The sequence below is a fragment of the Microbacterium sp. AISO3 genome (assembly GCF_002204305.1).
Lineage (GTDB): Bacteria > Actinomycetota > Actinomycetes > Actinomycetales > Microbacteriaceae > Microbacterium > Microbacterium arborescens.
This window is the reverse complement of sequence record NZ_NHRF01000004.1, coordinates 132,399-153,047: the sequence shown is the minus strand read 5'-3', so window position 1 is coordinate 153,047 and position 20,649 is coordinate 132,399. Positions and strand designations below refer to the sequence as shown.

The following is a 20,649-nucleotide window of genomic DNA, read 5'->3' as shown; positions in this document are numbered from 1 at the left end:
GTCTCGGAGAGGACGCGATGGACAAGCAGCGGGACTTCGTACTGCGAACGATCGAGGAGCGCGGCGTCAAGTTCGTGCGGCTCTGGTTCACCGATGTGATCGGCACCCTGAAGTCGGTGGCGATCGCGCCGGCCGAGGTCGAGGGCGCGTTCGCCGAGGGGCTCGGGTTCGACGGTTCGGCCATCGAGGGGCTGACGCGCAGCTACGAGTCCGACCTGCTCGCCCACCCGGATCCGACGACGTTCCAGCTTCTGCCCTGGCGCGGTGAGATCGACCCCACCGCTCGGATGTTCTGCGACATCACGACGCCCGACGGCCAGCCCGCGGTCGCCGACCCTCGCAACGTTCTCAAGCGAACCCTCGCGAAGGCCGCCGATGCCGGATTCACGTTCTACACGCACCCCGAGATCGAGTTCTACCTACTGAAGTCGTCGTCGTACGGGCCCGACGGTCCCGAGCCGGTCGATTCCGCCGGCTACTTCGACAACGTCCCCGGCGGCACGGCCCACGACTTCCGCCGGCGCTCGGTGCGGATGCTGGAAGACCTCGGCATCTCCGTCGAGTACAGCCACCACGAGGGCGGCCCGGGCCAGAACGAGATCGACCTGCGCTACGCCGACGCCCTCGCGACGGCCGACAACATCATGACCTTCCGGACCGTCATCAAGGAGGTGGCGATCGAGCAGGGTGTGTACGCGACGTTCATGCCGAAGCCTCTCGGCGGCCACCCGGGCAGCGGAATGCACACCCACATGTCGCTCTTCGAGGGTGACGTGAACGCCTTCTACGAAGAGGGTGCGCAGTACCAGCTCTCGCAGACCGGTCGACAGTTCATCGCCGGTCTCCTGCGCCACGCGAACGAGATCTCGGCGGTCACCAACCAGTTCGTCAACTCGTACAAGCGGCTGTGGGGCGGCGACGAGGCCCCGAGCTTCATCACATGGGGTCACAACAACCGCTCGGCTCTCGTGCGCGTGCCCATGTACAAGCCGAACAAGAGCCAGTCGTCGCGTGTGGAGTACCGCGCGCTCGACTCGGCGGCCAACCCGTACCTCGCCTACGCACTGCTGCTCGCAGCGGGCCTGAAGGGCATCGAAGAGGGCTACGAGCTGCCGGCCGAGGCCGAGGACAATGTCTGGTCGCTCACCGACTCCGAGCGGCGTGCCCTCGGCTACGCGCCCCTGCCCGCGAGCCTCGACCACGCCCTCGAGTACATGGAGGAGTCCGAGCTCGTCGCCGAGACGCTGGGCGAGCAGGTCTTCAACTACGTGCTGCTGAACAAGCGTCGCGAGTGGCAGAACTACCGCGCACAGGTGACGCCGTTCGAGCTCAAGAGCAACCTGGAGATGCTCTGAGGCCATGACCCGGTCACCTCGTTCGACCGGGCTGACGGGGCTGGCCCGGGCGGGCTTCGATGACCTCGCGCGCGCGGACGCCGACCTCGCCGAGCTCACCGAGCTGACCGGCATCGAGCGTGAGGAGCTCGTCGGATCGGCGGAGCTGGCGGCGGACCCCGACGGAGCGGTGGCGGCGCTGCTGCGCATCGCGCGGCGGGATGCCGAGATCGTCACCGACGCGCTGAGACGGCGGCCTGCGGCGGTGTGGTCCGTTCTCGGCGCGTCAGTCGGGCTGGCCGACTTCTATCTGCGGCATCCCGAGGAGCTCGCCGATCTCGCCTCCGAGGGCGACGGGCTCCCGACACGCGACGAGTTGATCGTGCAGATGCTGGATGCCGTCGGCGCCGAGGACGGCTTCGCGGCCTCCTCGGGTGACGATGCCTGGGTCGCGCTGCGGGTGCGCTACCGCCGGATGCTGGCGCGCATCGCACGGTTCGACCTGGCGGCATCCGATCCGACGATCATCCTGCACGCGGTCGCCGCCGCGCTCGCGGACGCCGCCGGTGCGGCCCTCGAGGCCTCCCTCGCCGTGGCACGCAGCAGGCTCGTCGCGGGTGTCCCGGGTGCCGGTCGTTTCGAGCGCGACGCGGTCGCCGCGACGCGCCTCGCCGTCATCGGAATGGGCAAGTCCGGGGCGCGCGAGCTGAACTACGTCAGTGACGTCGACGTCATCTTCGTCGGAGGATCGGCTGACGAAGACACCGTCTCGGAGTCGCAGGCCGTGGAGATCGCCACGCGGCTGGCGATCCAGACGATGCGCGGCATCTCGGAAGTGGAGATCGAGCCGCCGCTGTGGGAGGTCGATCCGAACCTGCGCCCGGAAGGGAAGCAGGGCGCACTCGTGCGCACCCTCGACTCGCACATCGCCTACTACGACCGCTGGGCCAAGAGCTGGGAGTTCCAGGCCCTGCTCAAAGCCCGTCCGCTGGCCGGCGACGTGCAGCTCGGCGAGCAGTATGTCGACGCCGTGCAACCGATGGTGTGGGCGAGCGCGGCCCGCGAGAACTTCGTCGAGAGCGTGCAGAAGATGCGGGAGCGGGTGACCGACCACATCCCTCCGGCCGAGGTCGCGCGGCAGCTCAAGCTCGGGCCGGGCGGCATCCGCGATGTCGAGTTCACCGTCCAGCTGCTGCAGCTCGTGCACGGCGCGACCGACGACCGTATCCGGGAGCGCTCGACTCTCGACGCGCTCGACGCGCTCGTGTCGGAGGGATACATCGGACGCGAAGATGCGTCGCGCTTCGCGCTCGACTACCGGCGTCTGCGCGTCATGGAGCACAGGCTGCAGCTGCGCGAACTGCGCCGGACCCACCTCATGCCCGAAGACGGGGCGGCGCTGCGCACACTCGCTCGGTCGTCGCGCATCGGCGACGGCGGCGACCGGGTCGTCGCGGTGTGGGAGGAGATCAAGCGCGAGGTGCGCGAGATCCACGTGCGGCTGTTCTACCGACCGCTGCTCTCGGCGGTCGCGGCGCTGCCCGCTGACGAGCAGACGCTCTCGCCCGAGGCGGCGAGGGCGCGGCTCGCCGCCATCGGGTTCCGTGACCCCGCGGGCGCGCTGCGGCACATCGGGGCGCTGACGAGCGGCCTCAGCCGGAAGGCCGTCATCCAGCGGCACCTCATGCCGGTCATGATCCGCTGGTTCGCCGACGGAGTCGATCCCGACTACGGGCTGCTGGCGTTCCGGCGCATCAGCGAGCGACTGGGGAACACGCCGTGGTTCCTTCGGATGCTGCGCGACTCGTCGGGAGCCGCCGAGAGTCTCACCCGGCTGCTCTCGGGCTCGCGCTACGTCGGTGAACTGATGGAGTGGATCCCCGAGTCGATCGCCTGGCTCGATTCGCCCGATCAACTGCGGCCCCGACCCGGATTCGTGCTTCAGGAAGAGGCGCGGGCCATTCAGACCCGGCATGCCTCGATCGACGACGCGATGTCGGCGGTCCGGGCCCTCCGCCGGCGAGAGCTGCTGCGCCTCGCGATGGCGGCCGTCGTCGGCGAGCTATCGATCGAAGAGCTCGCCGAAGGCCTGACCACCGTCACGGAGGTCACGATCCAGGCGACACTGCGCGCCGTGCGGCGCGAGGTGGTACCGGCCGAAGACGACCGCCTCGATTTCTCCGTCATCGCGATGGGGCGTTTCGGGGGTTCCGAGCTCGGGTTCGGCTCGGACGCCGACATCATCTACGTCTTCGACGCGAACGGCGTGCCGGCGCAGCGCGCTCAGGAACTCGCCCTCCAGCTCGTTCAGGGTGTGCGCCGATACTCCGAGGATCATCGCCTGCCGCTCGAGCTCGACGCGGGGCTGCGACCCGAAGGGCGGAACGGCCCGCTCGTGCGTTCGCTGGAGTCGTACGCTGAGTATTACCGGCGCTGGTCCCTGTCGTGGGAGGCGCAGGCCCTTCTGCGCGCACGTGGCGTCGCGGGCAGCGTGACGCTCATCGATCGCTTCCTCGCGCTGGCCGATGACCTGCGCTATCCGGTGGCCCCCGATCCTCAAGGCCTCCGTGAGATCCGGCGCATCAAGGCCCGGGTCGAGAGCGAGCGACTGCCGCAGGGACAGGACCGCTCTCGGCATCTCAAGCTCGGTCCCGGCGGTCTGAGCGACGTCGAGTGGCTCGTGCAGCTCATCCAGCTCGAGCACGCCCACCGGGTGCCGGGCCTGCGCACGACCTCGACCATCGCGGCCCTCGAGGCGGCCGTCGAAGCCGAGCTCATCCCGCGCGATGCCGCGGAGAAGCTCGCGGCGGCGTGGCGGCTGGCCAGTCGGCTCCGGTCGGCGAACACCCTGCTGTCGGGACAGACGAGCGACGTCCTGCCGACCGATCGCGGACGACTGGACGGAATCGGTCGTTTGCTGGAGTATCCGGCGCGATCGGCGACCATCGTGGAGGAGGATTGGATGCGCGCTGCGCGTCAAGCCCGCCGCGTGTTCGAGAAGCTCTTCTACGGCTAAGGGGAAACATGTCGGTTGGTCTGCTGGCTGTCGTCGACGACATCCTGAGCGCGGCTCTGCGCGCCTCCGCGAAGTCGGCGGGTGTCGTGATCGACGATGCCGCCGTGACGCCGCAGTACGTCCAGGGGATCACCCCCGCCAGAGAGCTGCCCGTCGTGGCGAAGATCGCGCTCGGGTCGATCGCGAACAAGTTCCTCATCATCATCCCGGTGGCGCTGCTGCTGACCGCGTTCGCGCCGGCCGTGCTGCCCTTCCTCCTCATCCTCGGCGGGATGTTCCTCTGCTACGAGGGAGCCGAGAAGGTGCTGGAGTGGTTCGGTGTGCACCACGGAGCGGACGACGACGGTCCGCGCGACGAGAAGAAGCTCGTGCTCGGCGCCGTTCGCACCGACCTCATCCTGTCGGCCGAGATCATGCTCATCTCATTGTCGAATCTCGACGAGGGGATGGGTATCTGGCAGACCCTGGCGGTCCTCGCGGTGATCGCCCTGCTCATGACGGGGATCGTCTACGGCGCCGTCGCCCTGCTGGTGAAGATCGACGACATCGGCCTGCGGATGGCGAAGAACCCGTCGTCACGCGTCCGGCACACCGGCATGCGGATCGTCCGGTCGATGCCCGCCGTGTTCCGCGTGATCAGCGTCGTGGGAACGGTCGCGATGCTGTGGGTCGGCGGACACCTCGTGCTCGCGAACCTCGGCGAGGTGGGTGTGACTTTCACCCTCGACCTTCTGCACGGGGTGGAGCACCTTCTCGAAGCCGCGGGCGGTGTCGTCGTCTGGATCGGTGAGACCGCCGTCTCGGCCGTCGCCGGGCTGCTCGTCGGCCTCGTCATCGTCGGGGTGCTGACCGTGCTCCGGCGCCTCCGCAACGGCGAACCGCAGCACGCCGGAGGCGCCGGCACGCACTGAGCGTCAGTGCTCGGCGTCCGGAATCCGGTGCTCCTCCGCCTCGACGGGATCGGCGTCGAGGTCGGGCACGATCGAGGTGTCATCGCGATCGGTGTCCTGCGCGGCGGGGTCGGCGATGGGCTGCTGGTCACGGGATGCGTCGGTCATGACAGCAGTCCACCGTGGCGGCGGCATCCGGTCACGGTGGTTGACACGAAGTCAAGCCGCCTGCTCACGGTCGATGCGTCTCATAGCCTGACGGAGTGATGACGACCGCGACGCTGCCCCGCGCGGCGCGTGTCGAACCTTCGCAACGTCGCTTTTCCCTCGATGGACTGGAGTTCCGCGTCTGGAGCTCGGACGCGGTGGCGTCCTTCCCGGCTATCGTGCTTCTTCACGGTGTGGGGATGTCGCATCGGTCGTTCCTCCGGCTGCACCCGCTGCTCGCGCGCACCGCGTCCGTGCACAGCATCGACCTGCCCGGCTTCGCGGGCCTGCCGGTGCCGGACCGGAACGTGTCCGTCGCCACGATGGCCGATGCGCTTGCGGAGCTGCTCCGCCGCGTCGTCGGCCGACCGGCCGTGATCGTCGGGCACTCGATGGGAGCGCAGTGGGCGGTGGAGACGGCGTCGCGGCATCCGGATCTGGTGAGTGGGCTCGCCCTGATCGGCCCGGTCGTCGATGATCACCACCGCACGCTCGGCGCGCAGGCACTGGCACTCTCCCGCGATGGACTGCTCGAGCCGCCCCGGGTGAACGCCCGCGTCACGCTCGACTACTTCCGCACCCGCCCGCGCTGGTTCTTCGCGCAGGTCCGCCATATGCTCGCCTATCCCATCGAGGACCGCGTGGCGGAGGTCGACGTCCCGACGCTTCTCGTGCGCGGCGGCCGCGACCCGATCGCCGGGGACGCGTGGGTAGAGCGCCTCGCCGGCCGAGCGGCACGGGGCAGCGTCCTGGTCGTGCCGGGGAAAGGCCACCACGTGGAGCGCACCGCGGCGGAGCCCGTCGCTCGCGGCATCCTCGCCGTCGCCGCGTCGAGCGAGCCGGGGGAGGGCCCGTGACCTTCCGCCCTGTGAGGAATGCCGTCTGGTGGGTCGCGGACTACGCCTATGCCGCCGTGTGGCAGGTTCGAGCCTTCTTCTCGCGGACGGATCCCGACGACTTCGGGTCGGGAGAAGGTAGACCCATCGTGGTGCTGCCCGGCGTCTACGAGACGTGGCGGTTCCTCCAGCCGCTCATCACCGAGCTGCACGATCGCGGGCATCCGGTGCACGTCATCACCGCGTTGGGGCGGAACCGCTGGCCGGTGCCGCGTGCTGCCCGCCACGTCGCGGAGTACCTGCAGCGGCACGCACTCGACGACGTCGTGATCGTCGCGCACAGCAAGGGCGGGCTCGTCGGCAAGCAGGTCATGGTGGATGCCGCTGTCGGCAGCCGCGTCCGGGGCATGGTGGCCGTCGCGAGCCCGTTCGCGGGGTCTGTGTACGGTCGGCTCATGCTCGTGCCCGCGCTGCGTGCGTTCTCGCCGAGCGCGCCCGGAATCCTGGCGCTGGCGCGCGAAGTCGCACCCAACGCGCGCATCGTGTCGGTCTACGGCGAGTTCGACCCTCACATCCCGGGCGGAAGCGAGCTCGACGGCGCGCGCAACGTCCGACTGGAGACCGGAGGACATTTCCGGATCCTCGCGCACCCGCGGGTCATCGCCGAGGTCGTGCGGTTGGCCGAGTGAGGCTCGTCAGTTGATGATCTCGGCGCGTTCGGCCGCCATCCGATCGATGCGCTCCCGCCACGTCTGCAGCGCCTCGGCCGACAGGCGGGTCCAGTCGGTGACTTCGCCGACGACGCGCAGGGGAGCGGCGGAGCGGTACGACCGCGTGGGGTTGCCGGGGAACTTCTTGTCGGTGACGTTCGGGTCATCCTCGAACTCGCCGGTGGGCTCGACGACGTAGACATGCGGCTCACCCGGGACCGGGGCGATCTCGGCCGCGAGACCGGCGCCGTCTTTCACCGCTGTGAAGTAGACGTGGTTCATCGTGATCTCCGGGCGGTAATTCGATGGGAAGCCCGGGGTGAGCAGGTCGCCGACGCGAAGCGAGGCCTTCGTACCGTGGAAGAACGGTCCGGGGATGTCGGTGAGATTCACCCGATCAGGATCGCCCCGGCGATGCCCGTGATGCAACCGCGCGCCGACGACGGAGCCCCGCCGCCCGACTCGTGCAGAGTGGGCGACGGGGCTCGTCGCAGCCGAGGCGTCAGACGCCGAAGTACAGCTCGTACTCGTAGGGGTGAGGACGGGCGTTGATCGGCTGGATCTCGTTCTCGATCTTGTACTCGATCCAGGTCTCGATCAGCTCGGGCGTGAAGACGCCGCCGGCCAGCAGGAACTCGTGGTCGTTGCGCAGCGCCTCGAGGGAGTCGAGCAGCGAGTTCGGAACCTGCGGGATGTTCTTGGCCTCCTCGGGCGGCAGCTCGTAGAGGTCCTTGTCGACGGGCTCGTGGGGCTCGATGCGGTTCTTGATGCCGTCGAGGCCCGCCATCATCTGCGCGGCGAACGCGAGGTACGGGTTGCCCGAGGCGTCGGGGGCTCGGAACTCGATGCGCTTGGCCTTGGGGTTGGTACCCGTGATCGGGATGCGGACGGCGGCCGAACGGTTGCCGGCCGAGTACACCAGGTTGACCGGAGCCTCGTAGCCCTTGACCAGACGCTTGTACGAGTTGAGCGTCGGGTTGGTGAACGCCAGGACCGCGGGAGCGTGCTTGAGCAGGCCGCCGATGTACCAGCGGGCGATGTCGGAGAGGCCGCCGTAGCCCTTCTCGTCGTAGAAGAGGGGCTCGCCGTTCAGCCACAGCGACTGGTGGGTGTGCATGCCCGAGCCGTTGTCGCCGAAGAGGGGCTTGGGCATGAAGGTCGCGACCTTGCCCCACATCTCGGCGGTGTTCTTGACGATGTACTTGAACTTCAGGATGTCGTCCGCCGAGTGCACCATGGTGTCGAAGCGGTAGTTGATTTCCTGCTGTCCACCGGTGCCGACCTCGTGGTGCGCGCGCTCGAGCACGAGGCCAGACTCGATGAGCTTCAGCGAGATGTCGTCGCGCAGGTCGGCCGTCTTGTCGACCGGCGAGACGGGGAAGTAGCCACCCTTGTACGCGGTCTTGTTGGCGAGGTTGCCGCCCTCTTCGACACGGCCCGTGTTCCACGCGCCCTCTTCGGAGTCGACGGAGTAGAAGCTCGAGTTCTGCTTCACCTCGTAGCGGACGTCGTCGAAGATGTAGAACTCGGCCTCGGGGGCGAAGAACGCGGTGTCGGCGATGCCGGTCGAGGCGAGGTACTTCTCAGCCTTCTTCGCGACCTGCCGCGGGTCCTTGGCGTAGATCTCGCCGTTGCGCGGGTTGTAGATGTCGAAGATCATGATCAGCGTCTTCGCCTCGCGGAACGGGTCGACGTAGGCCGTCGAGACGTCCGGGATCAGCTGCATGTCCGACTCGTGGATGTTCGCGAAGCCGCGGATCGACGAGCCGTCGAACAGCTGACCGACCGTGAAGAACTCCTCGTCGACGGTCGAGGCCGGGATGTTGAAGTGCTGCTGCACGCCAGGAAGGTCCGTGAAACGGATGTCGAGGAACTTGACGTCCTCGTCCTGGATGAACTTGAGCACCTCGGAAGAATCTTTGAACATGGAGTCTCCAAGATCGGGTGAGGAACAGCCTGGAGTCATCCAGACCTCTTCGAACCTATCGGCATCCAGTTGCCCGGCAGTATCTCGGATGTTTCCGGGATGTTACGCGGCCGGCCCCGTTTAGGCTGGACGGGTGCCCGAATCCCTGCGCGAGAACACCTATCCCGGCGAGCGGCTGGGGCGTCCCGAGCACGGGCCCGGCAGCGTCGGCCGCCTGGGACGGCGTCTCGCGGCGCTCGCTATCGACTACGCGGCGGCGACCCTGCTCGCGACCGCGTTCCTCGGGTTCGACCAGTTCGCTCTTCCCGGAGAGGCGGGGGTGACGCAGTTCGCGCCGCTCACGGTCTTCGCGGCGCTGCAGGTCATTTTCATCCCCCTGATCGGTGGAAGCCCGGGACACCGCATCGTCGGCTTGCGCCTCGAGCTCCTGCACGGTGGCTGGACCGGCCTCTGGCGTCCGATCGTCCGGACGCTGCTCCTCATCCTCGTCATCCCCGCCGTCGTGTTCGATCCCGATCAACGGGGGCTGCACGACAAGGCAGCGGGCACGATCCTCGTCCGCGTCTGACGGAGCGGGGCCGCGCCTCCGGACGGATCAGCGGGGTCGCTGGGCGCGGGCCTTCATGGGGTCGACGCCCTTCGGGATCGGCAGCGACGTCACCGACTGCGAGACCGACTCGATGCGCTTGATGACGGCTGCCATCGTGGTGCGGTCGATCGCCTTCGGCAGAGCCTTGATCGTCGGGGCGAGCTTGGCGATGGGAACGTCGTCCTCGCCGTGGCCGACGTAGAGGACATGGATCGGAACACCCGAAGCGACGCGCTTGACCTTGCTGCGCTCGTCGTTGATCAGTCGCGTCAGACGCCCGCGGGCGCCCTCGCCGATGATGACGACACCGCCACGACCCACCGCGCGGTACACAGCCTCCTGAGTCTTCGGGTTGACGCCGACCGGCATCTCCGAGGCCTGCCACTTGCGCCCCAGGTTGGTCGAGATGATGTGTCCCGTCGCGCCCGGCATCCCGTCGATGCGCTTGTACATCGCCCGCGTCGCCAGACGCGTCATCGTGATCATGGCGCCGAGGATGCCGAAGAGCAGGCCCGTGACGCCCCACAGGATGACGCTCCAGATCGCTCCCGGCGGAATCAGGAACCCGACGAGCACGCCCAGGCCCACACCGGCGACCACGATGCCGATGAGCAGCCACGGCAGCCAGCTGTAGTACTCCTTCGTGAAGGTGAAGAGGGAGCGGAGCTGGGAGAAGAATCCGGGGCGCTTCTCGGGTGCGGTGCTGCGGGACGACATGCTCACAGCCTACCTTTTCGGCCGCGTCGTTCCGCCTCCACAACCGCCCCTGCGCGGTGACCGTGCACAGATCGACTCGATGCCGGTGAGAGGGGGACGAGCGGGAGCGACGCTGACACGATGAATCACACGCCGTCCGCCGATGTTCCCGCGCCGCTGCGGCGTGTGGCGCCCCCTGACGCTCCCTTCCCCGGTGAGATCCTGGCGTCGCCCCACGGAGCTGTGTACCGGGTCGCAGCGACGCGTGTGCCTCACGAGATGTGGTCAGCGCGCTCCGGCGGTCACCTTCTCGCTCCCGACGACGTCGATCGGGTCGCGGACGAGACGCTCGTGATCCTGCCGCTCCTCCGTGCGCGCCTGTGCGGCGCAGACGCAGCGTTCGACCTCACATCCGGTCAAGCGGTGACCCTGGTCGTCAGCGTGCTGCGCGGCGCGGTGGATGCGGCGCGGTCGGAATGGCGCACGGGGGAGTGGTGGTCGACGAGCGATGGACGCCCTGTGCTCGTCCCCACGGGAGCGCGGGGATGGGAGATCTCGTCGCGCACCGTGCTCGGTCGCATCCCCGACGCGGCGCTGTCCCCCGATATCCGCCAGCGGGTCGGTGACGCCCTGGCGGACCGGATCACACTGCCGTTCGCGGCGCCCGGTCTCGAGGACGACCTGTTCGCGGTGGCCTCTCCGGAGCCGTTTGTCATCGCGCCGCCGATGGGCCTACATCGCCCGTCGGGCGGTGCTGCCGGAGAGAGCCCCTCGGCGGATGCCGCGGTCGTGGCGCGAAGCGCGGCGGCGGGGCTCGTCGACGGCGAGCTGATGGGGCGCGTGAGCACCGCGATCGCCGGGACCCGTGCGGCACTGCAGCATGCGACCGGTCTTCTCTCGCGGCAGCGACGACGACCCGAGCGGAGTGGCGAGGCCGCGTCCGCCGGCCGGCGACGCGTGATGTGGGTCGCGCTGGCCGCGGTCGGTGCGACAGTCGCCATCGGCCTCTCTCTGCCATATGGCAGGGGCGGCGACCAAGGATCCGCTGGGGACGTGCCGGCCTCGGAAGCGGAGGAGCAGCCCCGGGCGGAAGCCGGCTCCCCGGATCCGTCGGCCGGCGGGGACGCCCCGGGGGATGATCGGTCGTCGCCGTCGTCGCGTGTCGAGACACCGCCGACCGACCCTGATCTCCGGGTCGTCGACGACCTTGCGGATTGCTTGCGCAGCGACGATCCGGCGTGCCGCGCCGCGGTTCTCGAACGACCGGATGCAGCCTTGCCGGAAGGCATCGCGACCGCCGACGCGCCGCGTGAGGTGCGCCTGCTCGACGATCTCGGCGGAGTGGAAGTGGTGCGCGTCGACGACCCCTCGGGGGAACGCCCCTCTCAGATCGTGGTCGTCGTCACCCATGACGAGAAACGGCTGGTCCGCGACGTATACGACGTCGCGGACCAGCCGTGATGAGGTGGACTCAGCTGATCAGTAGCCGAGGTTCCCCTCGAACTGGGCACCCTCGAGGCGTGCCTTCATGGCGCTCAGGAAGCGCGCCGCGTCGGCGCCATCGATCGTGCGGTGGTCGTACGAAAGCGCGAGGTAGACGTACGAGCGCACCGAGATCGCGTCCTTGCCGTCCACCGTCACGACGCCGGGGCGCTTGTAGACGATGCCGGTGCCGAGGATCGCCGACTGCGGGAGGAACACCACGGGGGTGTCGAAGAGCGCTCCGCGCGAACCGGTGTTGGTGATCGTGAACGTGCCGCCGGCGAGCTCGTCGGGCTTCAGCTTGTTGTCGCGCGTGCGTGCGGCGAGGTCAGCGATGTCCTGTGCGATCTGGGCGAGGTTCTTCGAACCGGCGTCGCGCAGCACGGGCGTGAGCAGTCCGCGCTCGGTGTCGACCGCGATCGAGATGTTCTCCGTGGCCGGGTAGACGATCTCTTCTCCGTCGACCGTCGAGTTCACGATCGGGAAGGTCTGGAGCGCCTCCGCCGCGGCGAGAGCGAAGAAGGGCAGGAACGACAGCTTGGCCCCGGTCTTCTCGTTGAAGTCGACCTTCACCTTGTCGCGGAACGCCGACAGCTTGGTGACGTCCACCTCGACGACGGTCGTCAGCTGAGCGGTCTGCTGCATCGACTCGACGGCGCGCTTGGCGAGCACCTTGCGCAGGCGCGACATCGGTGCGCGCGTGCCGCGGAGCTCCGAGACCTCGACCTGAGCGGGCGCGGCGGGTGCCTCCGCTGCGGCGGGCTTCGCCGACGCGGCTTCCGCGGCCTTGAGGACGTCCTCCTTGCGGATGCGACCGCCGACGCCGCTGCCCTTGATCGACGAGAGGTCGACACCCTGCTGCTGCGCGAGGCGGCGCACGAGCGGGGTCACGTACGTGACGCCGTCGTTGTCGGCTGCGGGGGCGGCCTCAGCTGCCGGTGCGGCGGCGGGCGCGGACTGCTGCGCGGGAGCGGGCGCGGACTGCTGCGCGGGGGCAGGAGCGGACTGCTGGGCGGGGGCAGGAGCGGACTGCTGCGCGGGGGCCTCGGCCGGTGCGGCCGGCTTCTCGGCAGCCGGCTCGGGAGCGGCGGGCGCCTCGGCAGCCGGAGCGGGAACACCCGAACCGATGCGCGCGAGCGCGGAGCCGACCTCGACGGTCTCGTCCTCCTGGACGAGGATCTCGACGAGAGTGCCCGCGAAGGGAGCGGGGATCTCGGTGTCGACCTTGTCGGTCGAGATCTCGAGGAGCGGCTCATCGACGGCGACGTCGTCGCCGATCTGCTTGAGCCAGCGGGTGACGGTTCCCTCGGTGACGCTCTCGCCGAGCTCGGGGAGGACGACATCCTTCGCGTCGCCGGCTGCTGCGGGCGCGGGCTCGGACTGCTGCGGCGCGGACTCCGCGGGCGCCTCGGCGGCCGGGGCCTCCTGCGCGGGGGCGGGGGTCTCTTCGGCCGGCGCCTGCTCGGTGGGGGCGTCGCCGGAGGTCGCACCCGAGCCATCGCCGATCTTCGCCAGGATGGCGCCGACCTCGACGGTCTCGTCCTCCTGCACGAGGATCTCTTCGATGACGCCGCTCACGGGCGACGGAATCTCGGTGTCCACCTTGTCGGTGGAGATCTCGAGAAGACCCTCGTCTTCCTGGATGGTGTCACCGACCTTCTTGAGCCAGCGGGTGACCGTTCCCTCGGTGACGCTCTCTCCGAGCGCGGGGAGGACCACGGAAGTGCTCATGAATCTGTCTCCTTCAAGAAATGCCGATGTCCTTCTAGCTTACTGATCTGCATCGGTCGACCGGTCAGAGCGCATGCAGCGGTTTGCCCGCCAGCGCCAGGAATGCTTCTCCGAGAGCTTCGCTCTGAGTCGGATGGGCGTGGATGAATGGTGCGATGTCCTCGGGGTGGGCTTCCCAGCCCACGGCGAGTTGGCCTTCGGTGATGAGCTCGCCGACGCGGTCGCCCGCGAGATGCACACCGAGGATCGGGCCGTCGAGGCGTCGGACGACCTTGATCAGCCCGGCCGTCCCGAGGATCTCGCTCTTCCCGTTTCCGGCGAGGTTGTACTCGCGCACGACGATCGCGTCGCCGTGCGCGGCGCGGGCCTGCTCCTCGGTCAGCCCGACGGAGGCGACCTCGGGACTGCTGTAAGTCACGCGCGGAACGAGACTGTCGGGAACGACGGTGGGGCGCAGGCCCGCGATCTCCTCGGCGACGAAGATGCCCTGCTGGAAGCTGCGATGGGCGAGCTGCAGGCCGGGAACGATGTCGCCGACGGCCCACACGCGGTCGCGCGTGGTGCGCAGCCGCTCGTCGACGCGGACGAAGCCGCGATCGAGCTCGACACCGGCGTCCTCGAAGCCGAGGCCCGCCGTCGCGGGACCGCGGCCGACCGCGACGAGCAGTACGTCGGCCTCCAGCGTGGTGCCGTCTTCGAGCGACACCCGGACGCCGTCCGCGTGCGACTCCGCGGCGCTGAAGCGGACTCCCGTGCGCGCGTCGATCCCGCGCTTGCGGAACGCGCGCTGGATCGTCTTGCTCATCGCGGCATCCTCCGCCGGCAGCAATCGATCGAGCGCCTCGATGATCGTCACGTCCGCGCCGAAGGAGCGCCAGATGCTCGCGAACTCGACGCCGATGACACCACCACCGAGGATGACGGCGTGACGCGGCACAGTGGGGAGCGCCAGGGCGCCCTCGCTCGTGATGATCCGGTCGTCGAGCTCGAGCCCCGGCAGCGAGCGGCTGTACGAACCGGTTGCCAGCACGACGTCGGTGCCGCGGTAACGGTCGCCGCCCACGGTCACGCCACCGTCCGCCTCGAGCCTGCCCTCGCCGTGCACGACGGTGATCTTCCGTGCCGCGATCAGACCCTCGAGACCCTTGTGCTTCTTGGCGACGATGCCGTCGCGATACGCATGGACCCCCGCGACGTCGATGCCCTCGAACGCAGCGCGAACGCCGACGTGCTCCGAGCCGCGGACGTTGTCCGCGACCTCCGCGGAGTGCAGGAGTGCCTTGGTCGGGATGCAGCCCCGGTGCAGGCAGGTTCCGCCGACCTTGTCCTTCTCGACGAGCACCACCGAGGAACCGAGCTCAGCCGCGCGGAGCGCGGCCGCGTAGCCTCCGCTGCCGCCGCCGAGGACGACGAGATCGACGCTGTGATCGGTCATCGCTGCGAACCCCGCAGGTACTCGACGAGTGAGCGGACGGTGGCTGCGGTCGGCCCCTTGTCGGTGCCGCCGAACGCGGCCTTGGTCGTGCCGGACCCCGCGATGTCGAGGTGGATCCAGGGGATGCGGGGCGCGTCGTCCTCGTCGCCGGCGCGACCGACGAAGCGCTGGAGGAACAGCCCGGCGAAGAGCGAGCCGCCGGAGGGGTCGCCGATCTTCGCGTTCTGCATGTCGGCGATGGGGGAGTCGAGCTCGTCCTCCATGTGCGCCGGCAAAGGCAGCTGCCAGGCGGCTTCGCCCGCGCGCTCGGCGGCCGCCAGGTAGTCGGCGACGGCGTGGTCGTCTCCCATGACGCCGGTGTGACGGTTTCCGAGCGCGACGATGATCGCCCCCGTCAGGGTCGCCACGTCGACGATCGCGTCGGGTCGTGTCCGGCTGGCGGCGACGAGGCCGTCCGCGAGGACGAGGCGACCTTCCGCGTCGGTGTTCAGGACCTCGACGGTCGTCCCGTCCAGCATCCGGAGCACATCACCCGGACGCGTCGCGCGGCCGGAAGGCATGTTGTCGGCCACGCACAGCCATGCCGAGACCCGCACAGGGAGAGCGAGCGCAGCCGCGGCCTGGACGACGGCGAGCACCGTCGCGGCACCGGCCATGTCGTACTTCATCCCGACCATGCTCGCGGCCGGCTTCAGTGAGAGGCCTCCCGTGTCGAACGTGATGCCCTTGCCGACCAGAGCGACGTGGCGCGCGGCATCGGCGGGGGAGTACTCCACCCGCACGACGCGCGGCGGCCGGTCCGAGCCCTGCCCGACACCGAGCACTCCGCCGAAGCCCTGCCGTTCGAGCTCCGCCTCGTCGAGCACCTCGACCTCGACGGGCAGGCCGGCGACGGCGTCGATCGCGCGCTCCGCCAAGTCGGCGGGAGAGAGCCACTCGGCGGGCGTGCTGACCAGGTCCTTCACCAGCGCGAGCGATCGTCCGAGCGCGTTGACCCCGGCGATCTCCTCGGCGGAGGGCGAGGCGGACGAGTGGATCGTGACGCGCTCTGCTCGCGACTTCGGCGTGCCGCCCTTGTATCCCGCGAAGCGGTAACCGCCCATGGCGGCGCCCTCGGCGAGGGCGCCCCAGGTCTCGGCGGGCGCGAGCGGTGCGGCGACGGCGAGCGAGGCGAACCCGGTGGTCACGCGAACCGCGGTGCCGACGGCATCACGCAGCGCGTGGACGTCGGGGTCGCTTCCGGTTCCGACGACGACGACGGGCGTCGACGACACGGCGGGCAGGAACACGCGGTGCACCGATCCTCGTGCGCCGGTGAATCCGACGGCTGCCAGCATCTCGGCGATGCCCGGCCAGCCGGCGACGTCTGCGTGCTCGTCGAGCGGTGGCAGAGCGAGGACCAGGGCGTCGGCGTCGGACTCGGTGACGGGCGCGCTGGTGTGCGCGATCTCGGGGAACGGCATCCTCCCATCCTAGGTTCGCGAGCCGGCGGCGTTCGCTGTCAGCGAGGGGCGAGCCGCCTCCGGGGCATGAAGCGCCTCGTAGAGTTGAAGCATGCCGCTGTCCGGACCGCTCTACGCACGTGCCGCCGGGTCCCCGCCCGTCCCCGCGGGGCTGCCGCTCGTCATCGCGCTGACCGGGTTCACGGATGCCGGCGGCGCGGTCTCCCGCATCGTGGAGTACTTCCGCGGAGAGCTCGACCCGACGCCGATCGTCGCCTTCGACAACGACGTCCTGTTCGACTACCGCGCGCGTCGGCCGATCGTGACCTTCGACGAGGACCACCTGACCGACTACCGTGCGCCGCGCCTCGAGCTGTCGCTCGCGCACGACTCGCTGGGTCAGCCGTTCGTGCTGCTCGCGGGCTACGAGCCGGACTTCGCCTGGGAAGCCTTCGCTGAGACGGTCGTGGGGCTGGCAGAGGGCATGCAGGTCGCCTCGATCACGTGGGTGCATGCCATTCCGATGCCGGTGCCGCACACCCGTCCCATCGGGGCGACGGTCAGCGGTACCCGATCGGAGCTGACCGCGGCTCACTCGGTCTGGCAGCCGCGCACGCAGATCCCCGCCACCGCGGGACATCTGCTCGAGCTCCGTCTCGCCGAGGCGGATGCGCGCGTCGCGGGCTTCGCGCTGCTGGTTCCTCATTACCTCGGTGACACCGAGTACCCCGCTGCGGCCATCGCCGGCCTCGACAGTCTGAGTGTCGCGACCGGGCTCGTCTTCGACAGCGACACGCTCCGCAACGAGAACCGCGACTACCTCGAGAAGGTCGAGGACCAGGTCTCGGGCAGCGAAGAGCTGACGACGATGCTGCACACGCTCGAGGAGCGGTACGACTCCTACATGGCGGCGTCGGCTCTCGGGCAGCCCATCATCCATACGGGTGATCTTCCGAGCGCGGATGAGCTGGCCGCCGAGCTCGAACGATTCCTCGCCTCGCGCCCACCGGGCGACGACGACAAGCGCGGACGCTCCTGACATCGGCCCGTTGCGCACCGCGATTCCCGATGGAGGGAATGCGTCAAGCCCGGTCGGCGTTCTCATAGGAATGAATGCTTGCGCAGGAACAGCGCACGAGATATGAGACAATGAAGGACCTGACCCGTTGTCGATCCTGTGCTCCTCGTTCGCTCGAGTGGCGGGGGACTTGACAAGGGTCTTACTAGTGTCCGAGAACCCGGTGCGTTCGCACCGGTGAGAGGCTAACCGTGACGTCAGGCACGAAGACCACCCGCACCCGCGCGAGCGAGGACACCGAACTCGTCGAGGACGCGCCCGCCACCGCCGCGAAGGCTGCGCCCAAGAGCGCTGCGAAGAAGGCGCCCGCCAAGAAGGCCGCGACCAAGAAGGCCGCGCCCGCGAAGGCCTCCAAGGCCAAGGCCAAGGCCGACGACGACGAAGAGATGGACGACGAGGACGTCGAGGTCGACGTCGAGGTCGACGCCGACGACGCCTCGGACGACGACGCCGCCCCCGCGGGCGACGCTGCCAAGGCCGACGACGACGAGGACGACGACGAGCCGAAGAAGCCGGCCGTCACCGAGGCTCTGCCCACCGGCGCGATCGTCATCTCCTCGAGCGACGAGGAAGACGTCCCCGTCTACTCGACGCAGATCACCGGCGCCACGGCCGACCCGGTCAAGGACTACCTCAAGCAGATCGGCAAGGTGCCTCTGCTCAACGCGGCCGAAGAGGTCGAGCTGGCGATGCGCATCGAAGCCGGACTCTTCGCCGAAGAGAAGCTGTCGCACATGTCGGCCGCCGAGAAGTCCAACCAGCTGGGGCTCGACCTGCAGTGGGTCGCGCGTGACGGACAGCGTGCCAAGAGTCACCTGCTCGGCGCCAACCTGCGACTCGTCGTCTCGCTCGCCAAGCGCTACACGGGCCGTGGCATGCAGTTCCTGGACCTTATCCAGGAGGGCAACCTCGGTCTGATCCGCGCCGTTGAGAAGTTCGACTACACCAAGGGCTTCAAGTTCTCGACCTACGCGACCTGGTGGATCCGCCAGGCGATCACGCGCGCCATGGCCGACCAGGCCCGCACGATCCGCATCCCGGTGCACATGGTCGAGGTCATCAACAAGCTCGCCCGCGTGCAGCGTCAGATGCTGCAGGACCTGGGCCGCGAGCCCACGCCCGAGGAGCTCAGCCGCGAGCTCGACATGACCCCCGAGAAGGTCATCGAGGTCCAGAAGTACGGCCGCGAACCGATCTCGCTGCACACCCCGCTCGGCGAGGACGGCGACAGCGAATTCGGAGACCTCATCGAAGACACCGAGGCGGTCGTCCCGGCCGACGCCGTCGGCTTCACGATGCTGCAGCGCCAGCTCGAGTCGCTTCTGGACTCGCTCAGCGAGCGCGAGGCAGGCGTCATCCGCATGCGCTTCGGCCTCGGCGACGGTCAGCCGAAGACCCTCGACCAGATCGGCGACACGTTCGGTGTCACGCGCGAGCGCATCCGTCAGATCGAATCGAAGACGATGGCCAAGCTGCGCCACCCGTCGCGGTCGCAGTCGCTCCGGGACTACCTCGAGTGACCGGCGCCGCGAACGAGGGCAAGGCTCTCGAGGTCGTCGTCGACGGCACGTCCTACGCGCGGATCCCGATCCGTACCCGCGTGGTGATGCCCGGCGACGATCTCGACGCCGTCATCTCGGAGTACGCCGCCTCGGCCGTCCAGCCGGGGGACCTGCTGTTCGTCACCGAGAAGATCGTCGCGATCACGCAGGGCCGTTCGTACACGCTCGACGAGATCCGGGTCCGCCCGCTCGCGAGGTTCCTGTCGAAGTACGTCACCCGCACGCCCTACGGAATCGGTCTGGGGATGCCGGAGACGATGGAGATGGCCCTCCGCGAGTGCGGTACGCCGCGCATCCTGTTCGCCGCGGCTGTCAGCGCCGTGACGAAGATCTTCGGTCGACGCGGCGACTTCTACCGCGTCGCGGGAGACAAGGCGCGCGCGATCGACGGCCCGACGTCGGGCACCATCCCGCCGTACAACAAGGCGGTCGTCCTGGGGCCGACCGATCCGAAGGGCGTCGCCGCGCGGATCAAGTCCCGGATGGGCGGCATCGCCGAGGTAGCGGTCGTCGACATCAACGACATCGGCGGCAACATCCTCGGCTCGACGCTCGACAAGGCCGGAGAGCAGCGGCTCGTGCGGATCCTGCGCGACAACCCGCTGGGCCAGGGTCACGAGTCGACGCCGCTCGGCGTCATCCGCGAGGTCTGACATGGGAGCGGTGAACCGGGTCTACCGGCGCGCGCGTTTCTTCGTCCGCCGCGTCGTCTCGTTCGATCGCGAGCGGGTACTGCAGTTCGCCCGGCAGTCCGCCGCCCTCTCGAAGGCGCCCGTCTGGTGGGTCGCGGCCGACATGGCGTGGTGCGCCGTCCGCTACGAGACGACGTTCGAGAACTACTCGGAGTGGGACTTCCGGATCCTCAAGGCTCGCGAGCGCCGCACCTACATGACCGACCCCAAGTCGTTCCACCTCTCACGACGCCTCAACGACAACTCCGTGCGCGGCGTCTTCGACGACAAGCTCCAGTTCGCTCGCCGGTTCGGCGACGAGCTCGGGCGCGCGTGGCTCGATGTCGCCTCATCCGACACCGCGGCGCTGGCAGCCTTCCTCGACGGGCGCGAGCGCGTCATCACGAAGAACCCCGGGGGAGTCGGCGGCAACGGCATCACAATGCGGGAGGTCGCGTCGATCGGCGACGTCGCGAGCCTCCGCGAGGAACTCCTCGCGTCGGGCGAGACGCTGGTCGAGGAGGTGCTGGTGCAGCATCCCGAGATGGCGCGCCTGTATCCCGGCAGCGTCAACTCGCTGCGAGTCGTGACCTATCGCGATCCCGACGATGTCGTGCACGTCCTCGCCGCGGTTCTGAAGGTCGGCAACGGCGGCGTCATCGACAACTTCTCCAACGGTGGCATGTACACCATGCTCGACGATGAGGGCCGGGCGCTCCACGCCGCCAGCGACGAAGAGGGCCGTCCCTTCGAGACGCACCCGATCACGGGAGTCGCGATCACGGGGTACCAGGTCCCGCTGTACCCGCAGGTCCTCGAGCTCGTCGATAGCCTTGCCCGCCGTGTTCCCGAGATGCCGTACATCGGCTGGGACATCGCCATCACGCCGGAGCGCCCGGTGGTGATCGAGGGCAACCACAACACGGGCGTGTTCCAGTCCAAGCCGTCGGTGTCGGGCATCCGGCGCGGGCTGCTGCCGCGCTACCGCGCCGCGATGCGCTTCTGAGCGCCCGCGGATCCGCAACCGGAACACCGAGAACACG

Annotated in this window: 18 protein-coding genes; 11 read left to right on the top strand and 7 right to left on the bottom strand. The window is 69.1% G+C overall.

The window, feature by feature from the left end; all coding sequences use genetic code 11:
* The first annotated feature begins 17 nt into the window (after positions 1-17).
* From glnA (CBF90_RS08045) to CBF90_RS08035, 3 genes are read left to right on the top strand one after another with little or no spacing between them, the layout of a single operon-like run.
* On the top strand, positions 18-1,355 hold the full coding sequence (gene glnA / locus CBF90_RS08045; protein ID WP_071918267.1) for a type I glutamate--ammonia ligase: 1,338 nt from the start codon (positions 18-20) through the stop codon (positions 1,353-1,355).
* 4 nt (positions 1,356-1,359) lie between these two features.
* A complete protein-coding gene (locus CBF90_RS08040) occupies positions 1,360-4,350 on the top strand; it encodes a bifunctional [glutamine synthetase] adenylyltransferase/[glutamine synthetase]-adenylyl-L-tyrosine phosphorylase (protein WP_088380333.1) in 2,991 nt (996 codons plus the stop codon).
* 8 nt (positions 4,351-4,358) lie between these two features.
* On the top strand, positions 4,359-5,261 hold the full coding sequence (locus tag CBF90_RS08035; protein WP_071918265.1) for a DUF808 domain-containing protein: 903 nt from the start codon (positions 4,359-4,361) through the stop codon (positions 5,259-5,261).
* A gap of 3 nt (positions 5,262-5,264) precedes the next feature.
* On the opposite strand, the gene CBF90_RS18395 is transcribed toward CBF90_RS08035, so the two are convergent.
* Positions 5,265-5,408, bottom strand: coding sequence for a hypothetical protein (locus CBF90_RS18395; protein ID WP_172407810.1), 144 nt, complete (start codon positions 5,406-5,408; stop codon positions 5,265-5,267).
* A gap of 98 nt (positions 5,409-5,506) precedes the next feature.
* Here CBF90_RS18395 and CBF90_RS08030 point away from each other — a divergent pair, with 98 nt between their 5' ends.
* Together CBF90_RS08030 and CBF90_RS08025 are read left to right on the top strand one after the other, a co-directional pair.
* Complete coding sequence (locus CBF90_RS08030) at positions 5,507-6,304, top strand: alpha/beta fold hydrolase (protein WP_088380332.1); 798 nt, start codon at positions 5,507-5,509, stop codon at positions 6,302-6,304.
* Entirely contained in the window at positions 6,301-6,972 is a 672-nt protein-coding gene (locus tag CBF90_RS08025; protein ID WP_172407808.1) for a triacylglycerol lipase, read from the top strand. Before CBF90_RS08030 ends, CBF90_RS08025 begins: the two co-directional genes overlap by 4 nt.
* 6 nt (positions 6,973-6,978) lie before the next feature.
* Here the strand turns inward: CBF90_RS08025 and arr are convergent, their stop codons facing one another.
* Together arr and glnA (CBF90_RS08015) are read right to left on the bottom strand one after the other, a co-directional pair.
* Complete coding sequence (arr, locus tag CBF90_RS08020) at positions 6,979-7,386, bottom strand: NAD(+)--rifampin ADP-ribosyltransferase (protein WP_023951347.1); 408 nt, start codon at positions 7,384-7,386, stop codon at positions 6,979-6,981.
* 109 nt (positions 7,387-7,495) lie between these two features.
* A complete protein-coding gene (glnA, locus tag CBF90_RS08015) occupies positions 7,496-8,920 on the bottom strand; it encodes a type I glutamate--ammonia ligase (RefSeq protein WP_023951345.1) in 1,425 nt (474 codons plus the stop codon).
* Positions 8,921-9,053: 133 nt separating this feature from the next.
* Between glnA (CBF90_RS08015) and CBF90_RS08010 the strand changes: the two genes are divergently transcribed.
* Complete coding sequence (locus tag CBF90_RS08010) at positions 9,054-9,488, top strand: RDD family protein (protein ID WP_023951343.1); 435 nt, start codon at positions 9,054-9,056, stop codon at positions 9,486-9,488.
* A gap of 27 nt (positions 9,489-9,515) precedes the next feature.
* On the opposite strand, the gene CBF90_RS08005 is transcribed toward CBF90_RS08010, so the two are convergent.
* Positions 9,516-10,226, bottom strand: a complete 711-nt coding sequence (locus tag CBF90_RS08005) for a DUF4191 domain-containing protein (protein WP_064956943.1) — start codon at positions 10,224-10,226, stop codon at positions 9,516-9,518.
* A gap of 120 nt (positions 10,227-10,346) precedes the next feature.
* On the opposite strand from CBF90_RS08005, the gene CBF90_RS08000 reads away from it, so the two are divergent.
* On the top strand, positions 10,347-11,666 hold the full coding sequence (locus tag CBF90_RS08000) for a hypothetical protein (protein ID WP_088380331.1): 1,320 nt from the start codon (positions 10,347-10,349) through the stop codon (positions 11,664-11,666).
* 18 nt (positions 11,667-11,684) lie between these two features.
* Here the strand turns inward: CBF90_RS08000 and sucB are convergent, their stop codons facing one another.
* The 3 genes from sucB to CBF90_RS07985 form a co-directional block, all read right to left on the bottom strand.
* Positions 11,685-13,418 carry a 2-oxoglutarate dehydrogenase, E2 component, dihydrolipoamide succinyltransferase gene (sucB, locus tag CBF90_RS07995; protein WP_088380330.1) on the bottom strand — a complete coding sequence of 578 codons (1,734 nt, stop codon included), beginning with the start codon at positions 13,416-13,418 and terminating at the stop codon, positions 11,685-11,687.
* A gap of 64 nt (positions 13,419-13,482) precedes the next feature.
* Positions 13,483-14,853, bottom strand: coding sequence for a dihydrolipoyl dehydrogenase (gene lpdA / locus CBF90_RS07990; RefSeq protein ID WP_088380329.1), 1,371 nt, complete (start codon positions 14,851-14,853; stop codon positions 13,483-13,485).
* Positions 14,850-16,316: a leucyl aminopeptidase gene (locus CBF90_RS07985; RefSeq protein WP_088380328.1), complete on the bottom strand. Its 1,467-nt coding sequence runs from the start codon at positions 16,314-16,316 to the stop codon at positions 14,850-14,852. The genes lpdA and CBF90_RS07985 overlap by 4 nt, the downstream gene beginning before the upstream one ends.
* A 91-nt stretch (positions 16,317-16,407) precedes the next feature.
* Here CBF90_RS07985 and CBF90_RS07980 point away from each other — a divergent pair, with 91 nt between their 5' ends.
* From CBF90_RS07980 to CBF90_RS07965, 4 genes are all read left to right on the top strand, one after another.
* Positions 16,408-17,334, top strand: a complete 927-nt coding sequence (locus tag CBF90_RS07980) for a proteasome assembly chaperone family protein (RefSeq protein WP_023951330.1) — start codon at positions 16,408-16,410, stop codon at positions 17,332-17,334.
* 230 nt (positions 17,335-17,564) lie between these two features.
* Positions 17,565-18,893: an RNA polymerase sigma factor gene (locus CBF90_RS07975; RefSeq protein ID WP_064956748.1), complete on the top strand. Its 1,329-nt coding sequence runs from the start codon at positions 17,565-17,567 to the stop codon at positions 18,891-18,893.
* Positions 18,890-19,588, top strand: coding sequence for a coenzyme F420-0:L-glutamate ligase (locus tag CBF90_RS07970; RefSeq protein ID WP_088380327.1), 699 nt, complete (start codon positions 18,890-18,892; stop codon positions 19,586-19,588). Before CBF90_RS07975 ends, CBF90_RS07970 begins: the two co-directional genes overlap by 4 nt.
* A gap of 1 nt (position 19,589) precedes the next feature.
* A complete protein-coding gene (locus tag CBF90_RS07965; RefSeq protein ID WP_023951324.1) occupies positions 19,590-20,612 on the top strand; it encodes a sugar-transfer associated ATP-grasp domain-containing protein in 1,023 nt (340 codons plus the stop codon).
* The last annotated feature ends 37 nt before the right edge of the window (positions 20,613-20,649 follow it).